At 40.2% G+C, this 11,830-nt stretch carries 11 protein-coding genes; 6 read left to right on the top strand and 5 right to left on the bottom strand.

Annotated features, from left to right (window positions below; all coding sequences use genetic code 11):
* Positions 1 to 239: 239 nt before the first annotated feature.
* Positions 240 to 725, top strand: coding sequence for a helix-turn-helix domain-containing protein (locus B3209_RS05295; RefSeq protein ID WP_296690095.1), 486 nt, complete (start codon positions 240 to 242; stop codon positions 723 to 725).
* On the opposite strand, the gene B3209_RS05290 is transcribed toward B3209_RS05295, so the two are convergent.
* The 4 genes from B3209_RS05290 to B3209_RS05275 form a co-directional block, all read right to left on the bottom strand.
* Positions 681 to 980 carry an addiction module antidote protein gene (locus B3209_RS05290; protein WP_295800446.1) on the bottom strand — a complete coding sequence of 100 codons (300 nt, stop codon included), beginning with the start codon at positions 978 to 980 and terminating at the stop codon, positions 681 to 683. The genes B3209_RS05295 and B3209_RS05290 overlap by 45 nt on opposite strands.
* Before the next feature lie 86 nt (positions 981 to 1,066).
* A complete protein-coding gene (locus B3209_RS05285; protein WP_296690093.1) occupies positions 1,067 to 1,447 on the bottom strand; it encodes a helix-turn-helix domain-containing protein in 381 nt (126 codons plus the stop codon).
* 3 nt (positions 1,448 to 1,450) lie between these two features.
* Complete coding sequence (locus B3209_RS05280) at positions 1,451 to 1,690, bottom strand: hypothetical protein (protein WP_296690091.1); 240 nt, start codon at positions 1,688 to 1,690, stop codon at positions 1,451 to 1,453.
* A 119-nt stretch (positions 1,691 to 1,809) separates the two neighbouring features.
* Entirely contained in the window at positions 1,810 to 3,039 is a 1,230-nt protein-coding gene (locus B3209_RS05275) for a porin (protein WP_296690089.1), read from the bottom strand.
* A 578-nt stretch (positions 3,040 to 3,617) separates the two neighbouring features.
* Between B3209_RS05275 and B3209_RS05270 the strand changes: the two genes are divergently transcribed.
* The 5 genes from B3209_RS05270 to B3209_RS05250 all read left to right on the top strand — a co-directional run bounded on the left by B3209_RS05270 (position 3,618) and on the right by B3209_RS05250 (position 10,057).
* A complete protein-coding gene (locus tag B3209_RS05270) occupies positions 3,618 to 4,847 on the top strand; it encodes an ATP-binding protein (RefSeq protein ID WP_296665223.1) in 1,230 nt (409 codons plus the stop codon).
* A gap of 25 nt (positions 4,848 to 4,872) precedes the next feature.
* A complete protein-coding gene (gene hflK / locus B3209_RS05265) occupies positions 4,873 to 5,850 on the top strand; it encodes an FtsH protease activity modulator HflK (protein ID WP_295800971.1) in 978 nt (325 codons plus the stop codon).
* On the top strand, positions 5,834 to 6,838 hold the full coding sequence (gene hflC / locus B3209_RS05260; RefSeq protein ID WP_296665225.1) for a protease modulator HflC: 1,005 nt from the start codon (positions 5,834 to 5,836) through the stop codon (positions 6,836 to 6,838). The genes hflK and hflC overlap by 17 nt, the downstream gene beginning before the upstream one ends.
* Complete coding sequence (locus B3209_RS05255; RefSeq protein ID WP_296690087.1) at positions 6,835 to 8,457, top strand: hypothetical protein; 1,623 nt, start codon at positions 6,835 to 6,837, stop codon at positions 8,455 to 8,457. Before hflC ends, B3209_RS05255 begins: the two co-directional genes overlap by 4 nt.
* Before the next feature lie 103 nt (positions 8,458 to 8,560).
* Positions 8,561 to 10,057, top strand: a complete 1,497-nt coding sequence (locus B3209_RS05250) for an acyl-CoA carboxylase subunit beta (protein ID WP_296664618.1) — start codon at positions 8,561 to 8,563, stop codon at positions 10,055 to 10,057.
* Between the two features lie 616 nt (positions 10,058 to 10,673).
* Here the strand turns inward: B3209_RS05250 and B3209_RS05245 are convergent.
* Positions 10,674 to 11,830 (bottom strand): hypothetical protein (locus B3209_RS05245; protein ID WP_296690085.1); only part of this gene is annotated, 1,157 nt, incomplete at its 5' end.

Raw genomic sequence — 11,830 nt, 5'->3', positions numbered from 1 at the left:
CGTTTTATCTCTGCTAGTTTGCATTGCAAACTAGCGGCGGTGCTGACAAAAGCAAAAAGCCTCCCGGAAGGGAGGCTTTTTGCTTTTAAATAGGGTAAAATTTGTAAGTATAACAAGTTTTTGCAATCACAAAAACTTGTTGATTTTTATATTTTTTTGCAGAAGAAAGAAAATTTATTTATTTTTTATAATAAGATATAAAATTTGACACTGTACCATATATATGATACAGTTTGCTGATGACCAAGGAAGACTGCGTAATCTATGAGGGCTTGTTTTTCCAAATCGAATGGTACTTTGACTCTAAAGGAAACAGCCAGCCTTTTGATTATTTTCAGGAATGCGACTTAACTCAAAAGCGGAAATTTTTGATGCTATGCCAGCGAATGGGCGACTTTGGGAAAATAATGGACTGCACAAAGTTCAGAAATAAAGGAGGATTCAAAATGACAACATTCGACAAATTTTTTGATGAGCATCCAGGGCAGAAACCTATTTATGACAAGGAATACAATGACTTTCTTCTTTCTGAGTTTATGCTTGAAAAAATGGAGGAGGAAAATATTTCTGTCCGGGAGCTTGCAAAGAAGGCTCATGTTTCTCCAACAGTAATCCAAAAACTCCGCTCTAAGGACGCAGAAAGAGTAACTCTTACAACCTTTACTTCAGTGCTCAACTGCCTAGGCTATAAAATAAAACTGGAAAAACTTCCAGCGATACACTAAGCTATTTCCTAAATTACTAACATCACTTAGAAACAACATATATTTAAAACACAAAAAGGAGCTGTTCAGATTGTATCCTATGGGCTTTGCAATTTTGACCAATGTGTCTATTGTGGGATTTACATTTGGAGACAGAGCCTTGTAAAGTCCGCTGCGGGAGATTCCTGTTTCCTTTGCTGTCTTAGTCATTCCTTTTGCCATAGCGACTGTTTTTATCGCTTCGATTAGCTCTTCCGTAGTGACTTTCTTCGCCACATAGTCAAGGTAGCCTTTCTGTGTTCAGATACTCTACCGCGTTGTAATCTGTCAATTTTATTTTTCCATAGTCAATAAGCTTGCTTTTATTTTATGAAGTCGGAAACATCGCAACCTAAAGCCAGCGAGAGTTTTTTTGCTGTTCTTGCGCCTATTGGACGTTTGCCTGCTTCCATCAGGGAAATATTCGGAACAGCGATGCCGGAACGTTGAGAAAGGTCTGCCTGAGACCACTCCTTGTTTTCCCTTCGGATTTTGAGGACATCGCCTGGTTTTATTTGGCGCTCAATCTCTTTCATAATTTCGCTGTCTTTGGAATTTATGTAATCCTCATCATCCGAAGAGACTTCCTCTTCCTGCAGCACCTGAATATCCGGCAGCTTTTCACGTAGAATCTGAATCACATAGTCAGAGCCCTGACCATAGATATATGTGTTAATATGGTGAGTTTTCTCTGCTACCAACATAGGTTACCTCCACAACGATTGCCTCTTTTTCCCAATGCCAGACCGCGCACCAGCTGTATCCAAGGTGGCAATGATAAAAATCTTTAGAAAGTTTTGAGTATCTGTCCCATTCCGGCAGAACCGCTCCTTTTTTCTTAAGTCTCTTGCAAGAAGCAAGAATCTGTTCTTGACATCAGCCGGAAGCTTTTTTATTTGCTTGTCTATTTTCTTTTTCCAGACAACCTGATACTCTTTATGCTCCATAAATATATTTTATCATTTTTGATAAGATAGTCAACTGGAAATTACCCCTATTTAACAAAAAAGCCTCCCAGAAGGGAGGCTTTTTGCATTACTAAGTCAAACGCAAATTGCGGGTAGAATTAGAAGCTAAATGTGAGCACAACAGGAACACACCACATGAATCCGTCATGAACTTTGCCGTTCTTGTCTGTTCCGGCAGAAATTTCTGAGAATCCTGCACCGTTTGTAACGCCTTCAAATCCTACTCCAAGAGAGCCGTTGCTGAAGCCTTTTGAAACGCCTACGAGGAAAGAAACAGCATCGTCTTTGCCATCAACCTTAATACCATCCTTGCTGTACTTTGTTTCGCTTATATAGCGTAAATCTGTGTTCAATGTAAGACCTTCCATAATTACGTAGTCAACACCTGCACCGATTCCCCATTTTGGATCAAAGCCAGAGTTCTTGAAGAGTTTTACACCACCAGCAAGAGAAACCTTCATGGCATCTGAAACCTGGTAACCAGCATTCAAAGCGAAGTATGCCTTATTCTTTGCTCCACCCCACTCACCAAAACCTTTTTCTTTGGCGTTCATGAGATCATCGATTTTATAATCTTCATCAACGATGTCGAATTTTGCGCCAATTGCAAGGCTCAGGTTTTCAACTGCTGTAAGGTTAAATGCAACGCCGATTTTTCCTGTGTAGTCGTATTTTTTATCAGCAATTTTAGATTCTTCGCTTACGCCAGTCCAAAGAACTTTTAAAGTTCCAGTTCCGTCGATTGTATATGCCGCGCCAATCTGTGTCTTTTTATAGATGTCATAGGCATCCTGTATGTATTCGCCAGTTTTAAGGAACGGAATGTTTGCTATTACCTTTAGGCCGTCAACTGGAAGAATTTCAGCCATCAAGCCGTCTCCGCTTTTTCCATCCATAATTGCGTTATCACCGTTGAACACCAAATCTGTTGTCTGTTTTGGACGAAGCCAGTCCCATGCTCCAAATCCACTTCCCTGTCTGAGTCCGTTGTCTCCATCATCGAAATATCCTACAGAGAGCTTGAACTGCTCAACAGGCTTTACCCAAAGAACGCTTCTGTCTCCATGAGCGATTTTGTCTTCGCCTGCCTGGTCACGGATTTCAAATGTGTATCCTGCAGTTCCTTCTTCGTTTACACCTGCAACACTAAGTCCTGCTGTACGCGCTGCTCCGCCCCATGCCTGTGTAAGACCAGCTTTGTAGTCCTCGCCATCATTTGCTACAGGCACGAGAACTGCCTTTGTCCACATGCCGAATGTGATTTCTGCGAAAGCAGAAGTTGCTGTAAGTGCGGCAGCCGCTGCGACCGCGATAAGAGTCTTTTTCATCTCTTAGCCTCCTTATGTTTAAATCTTAGCGGTGCTTTGGCATCGATAAGATTTAAACAGGCTGTTTTGCAACGCAGTAAAAAACAGTAGTCGATTGAACAAGTTTGCCACCGGGCAAACTTGCAGTGCAGTTTCTGACGCTATTTTAGGCAGGAACCGCACTGCTTATGACTTAAATCTTGGGGGAGGCTTTCGGAACAAAGGAATATATATAGAGATATTATAAAATCAGTTTTATTTAGCAATGAAATAAACTTTATATCAAAATATTTTTAAGTTAAAATCAAAGTAAAATTAAGTTAATTTCAAGACGTTTTTAAGTTAAAAACAAAGTGAAATTAAGTTAATTTTAAAACATTTTTAAGTTGATTTCTAACTTAATAAAGCATTAGGCGCAGATTAAGCAAGGATGGCTTTTCTTCTATGGAACGCTACCTTTTTTCTTCCGCATTTTCTTGTAAGATTGTTGCAAACTAACAGAGCAAGGGTTTCAGTATAAAAGAAAAAAATTGAGAAGGAAAGAAATAGAGCACCATCTTGTTGACAAATCGGGAATTGAATTTCATAATATCTGAAGTATGATTGACAGAAAATTTGGAAGTCAAGTAAAAAGTGCATTGAAGTATTTTCCGTGTATAACTTTAACTGGTGCTCGTCAGACAGGAAAAACAACACTTTTGCGTTCTCTTCTGCCGGAATATAATTATGTTTCTCTTGATTTGCCGAGTATTGCGGCTCTTGCGGATGAAACTCCTGAAATTTTTTTCGAAAAATATAAAAGTCCTCTTATTGTTGATGAAGTTCAGTATGCGCCTAAACTTTTCAGGTTTTTAAAGGAACGGCTTGATAATGAGCGGCATAATATGGGACAGATTGTTCTTACAGGAAGTCAAAAGTTCGAATTGATGAAAAATATTTCAGAAAGCCTTGCAGGAAGAACTTGTGTAATGGAACTTGAAGGACTTTCTTGGGCGGAATACAAAAATGCTCCGTGTTTTTCAGATGAAAATCCAGCTAATTTTGAAACTTTTATTTTCCGCGGCGGATTTCCTGAGCTTACACGTGAGCCAGATTTTCCGCTTGATATGTTTTTTTCAAGTTATCTTGCAACTTACCTTGAGCGCGATGTGCGTCAACTTGTAAATGTTTCAAATTTACGGACTTTTGAACAGTTCATTCGCTTGCTTGCAGTCCGAAACGCTCAAATACTGGATATGGCGGAAATAGGCAATTCGCTTGGCATAAGTTCAAAAACTGTTGCTTCATGGCTTAGTGTTCTTGAAACTTCAGGGCAAATTACATTTTTGCAGCCGTGGTTTGGTAACGTTGGAAAGCGGATTGTAAAAACCCCTAAAGTTTATTTTAACGATACTGGGCTTTTATGCTGGCTTTTGGGAATTGAAAAAGAAAAACTGAAAATTTCTCCTTTTGCAGGAAGTATTTTTGAAACAGCTGTGTTTGCTGAATTAAGGAAAAACAATAAGCTTAATGGAAACAAAAAACAGCTTTGTTATTACCGTGATATTTCTCAGACAGAAATTGATTTTCTTGAAATTGGCGCAGGCTGCCGTTTGATAGAATCCAAGCTTACGGAAAATCCGAAGTCTGATGATGCTTCTGGAATAAAAAAGTTCTATGAACGATTGCTGGCAATTACAAATATTCCTGCGGAGCTGAATCCTCTTTCTGCATATATTGTATGCAATGTCCATGAGAATTTCCCATTAAAAATTAATATCAAGAATGAAAATATCAAAGTCAACGCGGTAAATATAAAAGATTTGCTGCTAGATACCGTTGTTTTTTAAGCGAATTTGCATTAATTTATTAGTTATGTCAGATTTGGAAGTAAAAATCAGGAGCTTTTTTAAAAAGCCTTCGTATGTTGTGGCGATTATTGTAGGCGCTGTTTTGCTTGCGGCGGCTGGCTCTAGTCTTTTTGTTGTTGATCAGGCGGAGCAGGCTGTAATCACTCGGTTTGGAAGATATAATGCTACTTTGGGACCGGGACTTCAATATAAAATTCCGTTTATAGATAAAAAATTTATTGTTCCGGGAAACAAAGTTGTCCAGACGGAGCAGTTTGGATTTAAAACCACAAAAAGTGGCTCTGTAAATCAGTATCAGAACAATATTACACGTGAATCAACTATGCTGACCGGCGATTTGAATATCGTGGATGTTGAATGGATTATTCAGTACAGAATTGTTGATCCGCGCGCTTGGCTTTTTACAGTTCAGGAAAAAGAGCAGACAATCCGCGACATAAGCCGTTCTGTAATCAATACTTTGGTCGGCGACCGGGCAATTTTGGATGTTATGAGCAGCGAGAGAAGCAACATTGAAAATCTTGCGGTTTCCATGATGAATGAGCAGTTTTCGCAGCTGGGACTTGGAATAAACGTTTTTGCGGTTAAGCTTCAGAATATTGTTCCGCCGGAAGGAGTTCAGGATGCGTTTGAGGACGTGAACAAGGCTATTCAGGATATGAACCGCTTTATAAATGAAGGAAAAGAAAGCTACAATTCAGAAATTCCAAAGGCAAAAGGCGAGGCTGACCGTCAGATTCAAGTGGCGGAAGGCTATGCGGCTGAGCGTGTTAACAAGGCAAAGGGCGATGTGGCAAGGTTCAATTCAGTTTATGAGGAGTACAGAAAAGCTCCTGCTGTTACCCGGGAACGTCTTTATCTTGAAACTATGGAAGAAATTTTTGCTTCCGGCGCAGACAAGAATCCGGCTTTGATAGACAGCGGTCTTGACAATGTGCTTCCGTTTAAGAATCTTGGAGGAAAAAATGGCAAAGCAGAATAAATTTTATCTTAGGCTTGCGGCTTTTGTTGCTGTCATTGTGATTTTGCTTGCGGCAGGTCCTTTTTATATTGTGAACGAAGGAGAGCAGGCTGTTGTTACAAGGTTTGGACAAATTGTAAAATCGTGCACTTCTACCGGACTTTATTTTAAAGTTCCGTTTCTTGATGTCGTCACTGTTTATCCTGCAAAAATTCTTTCACTTGAAGGGGATCAGGCTCGCATTCCTACAAAGGAAAACCAGTTTATAATTGTGGACACTACAAGCCGCTGGAAGATTTCAGACCCGGCATTGTTTTATCAGTCGTTCAAGACTTTGGATGCGGCGTACAACAAGCTTAGCGATGTAATTGATTCTTCAACTAGGACGATTATCACACGCAATAGGCTCAGCGAAATTGTAAGAAGCAGCAATCTTATTAACGAGGAAAAAGACAGTGCGGATTCAAATCAGCTTGCAGGAATTGAAGGCGAGGACAGCGCGGAAATTGAAGCTTTGGTCAATGTGAATTCAAACAACGAAAGTGTTTCCAAGGGAAGAAGCGCGCTTTGCCAGGAAATGGCTGACGACGCAAGAAAAATGGTGGGCGAATACGGAATTGAACTGATTGACATTGTTCCGCGGCAAATAAAATATTCAGACGAGCTTACAGAAAGCGTTTACAACAGAATGATTAAGGAGCGCAATCAAGTGGCTCAAGCGTACCGTTCTCTTGGTGAAGGAAAAAAGTCCGAATGGCTTGGAAAACTTGAAAACGAAAAGCGCACAATCGAATCAGAAGCCTACAGAAAAAGCGAGGAAACTAAAGGAAAGGCGGATGCGGAAGCTGCGGCAATTTACACTCAGTCTTACACGCGCGATCCTAAGTTCTATGAGTTCTGGAAAAGCCTTGAGTCGTACAAAAATACAATGGGCAATTTTGATGTTACGTACAGCACAAAAATGGACTACTTTAAATATTTGTATAGTTCAGATGGAAAGCGTCAATGAGTTCCAAAACAGTTTTTCTTTACAACGGAAAGATTTTTTTAGACAGCCGGATGGCTAGCAATGTTTTTGTAAAAGCCGGATTTGCCGGAAAAATCAGAGAAAACGGACTGCTTGCTGAGCTAAATGACGGAGCTTGGAATTTTTCTTTATGGAACTTTGACGGCACAGTTTCTTCTGAGGATTTAAAAGAATTTGCGCACTCTGAAGATGAAACAGTTTTTCTTGAAGGCTCATGCTTTGATGGACTTGCGCTTAGTGAATGTTTTGAAGCCTTTGGAAAAAAAGATTCTATAAAAGCCTGTTCACTTGTCTGCAATGCGCTTGATGCTTTGGATGAAAGCAAGGTAGTTCTTTCTTTAGTTGGCGCAGGAGGAATTATTGTTTCCAAGGATTTTTCTAAAGTTTTATTTTTGCCTAAGAATTTGCTTGAAATTTCTTTGTCATCGCTTGGGGAAGAAATTTTTTCAGAATTATATGGAAAGTATTTGAACCCTGTGTTTTCTGGAAAAGACGCGGTGCATTTTTTGCAGGCGGTTATTGTTTATAAAACTATTTGCGGAAAAGTTCCGTTTGCAGAAAAATCTTCTTCTGCAAGGGAAAACGATATTCGGGATTTAAATTACTGTCCGTTGCGCTATGCGGCTTTTGGAATTGACGAAAAAATTCTTTTGTTTACAGAAAACGCTTTTGCAGGCAAAAATTGCGCGTTCCCTAAAGAAGAAGTTTCCACACTTGAATTAAAAGAGTCTCCTTCATCGGATTTAGAAAAGTTCAATGCTGAATCTCAAAAATTTCTTTTGCATCAAGAAAAAAAAGTTCGTTTAAAAAGGTGGCTTAGGGCAAAATCCACGGTGATAAAAATTTGCATTGCGGTTTTTGTTTTTGCAATTGCGGCTGCGGTTTCACTTTATGGAACTTTTTTGGAAAAACGGACGACAAAAGGACTGACTTCGCTTCAAACTGTGGAAATGTACTACAGCGCGGTAAATTTGCTGGACATAGATTCTGCCCGGGCAAGTTCTGCAAAGTCTCTTGGCGGAAGAGTAGACCGACTTGCAAACATTTTTGTTACAGGAAAAACAAGCTCAATGTACAACGCTGGAAACGACCTTGTTCCGCCTTCTGTCTGGCTTGTAAAAAATCAGCTTAATCACAATATTTACGGAATTTCAAATTTTACGGTTGACGGAAATCCTTGCAAAACTTTTTTTAAAGGTCAGCGTAGAAAAGAAAATCCGGCTGCTATTACGGAAGAAAATGGACAGAAAATTTTCCCCGGCGAAAAAAAAGAATACAATGTTGAATTCTTTATTTTTGATTCGCTTGGAGAAGACAACCTTTGTGTTTCGCTTCAAAAAGAAAAAGTTTCCTTGGAATTTAAAAAAGACCGCTGGATTATTTTTGATATTCAAACTGAAATTGAAAGCAACTTCTTGGAATTCAGCGATTTAAAGGTGGAATATTTTACTGCAATGGAAAAATGCGGCGGAGATGTTTTTACCTGCGCTTCTGTTTTGCGTCAAGAATATGATTTTATTCCTTCAGATCAAGAAATCAAAGATGCTGAAAAATATGTGGAAGAACAAAGCCTTGTATTTGTAAAACCTGCCAGCAAATGAAATGACAGTTTTACGTTTTTTGTCATATTGACTTTAGAAAACATTCACGATATTATAAGAAAACAGTTGCAAAAAAAGCATTGTTTTGTTTTTTGGAGGAAATATGGCTTCTAATTATAATCTTGAAAAACAGCACGCAAAGGGAAAATTTCACGCTATTGAAAGAATCAATAATCTTTGCGACAAAGACTCATTTTATGAAATTTATTCAGCCGCTCGTCATACTTGCACAAGCTTTGGAATGGACAAAAAAGAAATTCCTTACGACGGTGTAATTACTGGCTTTGGAAAAATTAACGGAAAAAAAGTTGCCATTTATGCTCAGGATTTTACAGTTCAGGGCGGCTCTCTTGGAAAAGTTCATGGGCAGAAAATTGCGGAGCTTATAGACAAGGCGATTATGGCAAAGTGTCCGGTTATCGGCCTTAACGATTCAGGCGGTGCGCGTATTCAGGAAGGCGTTGATGCTCTTTGTGGTTACGGCGAGCTTTTTTATCAGAATGTGCGTGCCTCTGGAACTGTTCCGCAGATTTCAATTATTGTAGGACCTTGCGCTGGCGGTGCTGTTTATTCACCTGGAATCACTGATTTTATTTTTGCGGTTGACACAATCAGCCAAATGTTTATCACAGGACCAAAAGTTGTAAAAAGTGTTCTTTCGCTTGATATTTCTGCGGAAGATTTGGGTGGCGCTTCCATTCATGCACAGAAAAGCGGTGTTGCGCATTTTAGAGCTTCTTCAGAACCTGAATGCTATGAAGCTGTAAGAAAACTTTTGGATTACATTCCGCATTATTACGGCGAAGAAATTGTTGCTGAAGCAAAATTCAAGTTTGACGAAAAGAAAAAGGCAAAGAAAATTGCAGAGGCTCTTCCAGAAGAAAGCAAAAAAGGCTACGACATCCGCAATGTAATTGACTGCGTTGTTGATGACGACAGTTTCTTTGAAGTGATGAAAGAATTTGCACAGATGGCGGTTGTTGGCTTTGCAAAAATTGAAGGAAAATCTGTTGGCGTTGTTGCAAACAATCCGGCTGTCTGGGGCGGACTTTTGAACTGCGATGCTTCTGACAAGATTGCACGCTTTGTACGCTACTGCGACGCTTATAATGTTCCGCTTGTTACTTTTGTTGATGTTCCAGGATTTTTGCCTGGTCCTGATGAAGAGCAAAAGGGAATTATCCGCCATGGAGCAAAAGTAATCTACGCATACAGCGAAGCGACTGTTCCAAAAGTTACAGTTATTACACGCAAGGCTTACGGCGGAGCTTACATTGCAATGTGCTCAAAGCATCTGGGCGCGGACTTTGTTTATGCTTGGCCAAAAGCTGAAATTGCGGTAATGGGTGCAGAAGGCGCTCTTGGAATTCTTTACGCAAAGGAAATGAAAGATCCTGCTCAGGCTGCTCTTGTTGCACAAAAGTCTCAGGAGTACAAAGATACAATTATGACTCCGACAATTGCGGCTCAGCGTGATTATATCAGCGAAATTATAAATCCTGAAGAAACAAGACAACGTGTTGCCCATAGCCTTGAATTCCTTGCTCAAAAAACACAGAATTCAGCTCCTGCCAAAAAACACGGAAACATTCCGCTTTAATAAAAATTGTCCGTGGCTCGCTTTGCCGGGCTGCGGAACTTAAATAGCCTGAAATTCGAGTTTTGATAAGAACAGTAGTTTAAGTGTCATTGCCGTGCTTGACACGGCAATCTTGCAAAAAAAAGTGTAACAGATTATCGGGGCAAGCCCGATAATGACATTAAACCGTAAAACTCGAATTTCAGGCTAAATATATTTTTCTTTCTTTATTTAATTTTAGTAGATTTGAATTCGCATATAGATTCATAAAAAAGGACTGCCCTTTTTGGGAACAACCCTATAATATATAAGGTCGAATGCCGAGTTTTAATAAAACAGCTACTAAACACTTATTCCTATGCTAGCAAGGCAATCTTTCCAACAGATTATCAACCGACTTCCTTTCAAAAACATCGCAGGGTCAAGCATGATAATGACATTAAAATTTAAAACTCGAAATTGAACCATATATACAGAGTTTTGCCCATTTAAACACAAAAAAGCCTCCCGGAAGGGAGGCTTTTTGCTTTGGTCAGCACATAATGTGCCAGCCAGCATTCGCGCTACGCGCTGTTGTCCGACAGTTTTGCACAGCAAAACTGTCAGAGATAAAACGAAGCGAGCTTCGCTTTATCTCTTAGAACCAAACGCTCAATGCTACAGGGATTGCCCATACGAAGTCATCGCCTGCGTTAGCAGAGATTCCAGTAAGACCGTTTCCGTTTGTTGCGCCCTGGAAGCCAACTCCGATGTAGCCGTTGCTAGAAACGTTCTTTGTAACTCCAACGAGGAAGCTGATTGCGCCGTCTTTGTCTCTGCCTGCATTGCTCTTGTAGCGGAGGTCTGCTGCTGCATTAAGTCCGTCCATGATAGCATAGTCAACTCCAGCACCGATTCCGAATGCGCTGTCACCATCGTCTTTTACTTTTTCTGTTGTTTTGTCCTGATACTGAACATATCCACCAGAAACAGAGAACTTCATAGCGTCAGAAACCTGGTAAGAAGCACCAGCTGTGAACTTCATCTTTTCGTTGTTAACATCTATCTCTTTGTCTGCAATTCCGAATCTTGCGCCAACTGTTACATAGAGGTTCTCAACAGAGTTGAAGTCGAATGCAACGTTTACAGTTCCAGTCTTTTCGTAGCTACCTGATTTTTGATAGTCGCCAAAGAAACCAGCTTTAAGAGTACCTATTCCTTCAATTGAGTAAGCAGCTGCATACATACCGTTCTTGAATGTGTCTTCGATAGTATTGTTGCCATTTTTATACTCTGCATTGTTTCCGCCCCAAACTGGATTGTATACAGGAAGCTGAACTACAGCTACAAGACCGTCAACAGGAGTGATTTTTGCCATAAGACCATTTTTGTGGCTTCCGTTGAAAGTAAGTCCTTCGTCTTCTGCAATCCAGTTGCCCGGTCTGAGCCAGTTCCATGAACCGTAGCAGAAGTCGCCACGGAGTCCTGTCTCACCACCATCGAATTTACCAATAGAGAGCTGAATCTGCTCAGCTGGCTTTACCCACAAATATGCATTGTCGCCAACCTGAAGAAATTCATCAGATTTACCTGTTACCTTCTTACCTTCTTCATCAGTTGTTGCAACGTAGTTGCCCCAAGAAGCAGCATTGAAGTAAATGTCAAGCTTGAATCCAGCGTTTCCGTCTTCTGCTGTGCCAGCTACATTTACTCTTGAAGGTCTAATTCCGCCCCAAGAGTTGGAAGTTCCAGTAAGAATGTCCTCGCCGTTAGACGCTACGCCTGTAATGCTGCGAAGCCATGCTCCGAATGTGA

Source organism: Treponema sp. UBA6852, from assembly GCA_002449305.1.
In the GTDB taxonomy this organism is placed as follows: Bacteria; Spirochaetota; Spirochaetia; order Treponematales; family Treponemataceae; genus Treponema_D.
This window is presented reverse-complemented; position numbering and strand designations above follow the sequence as displayed.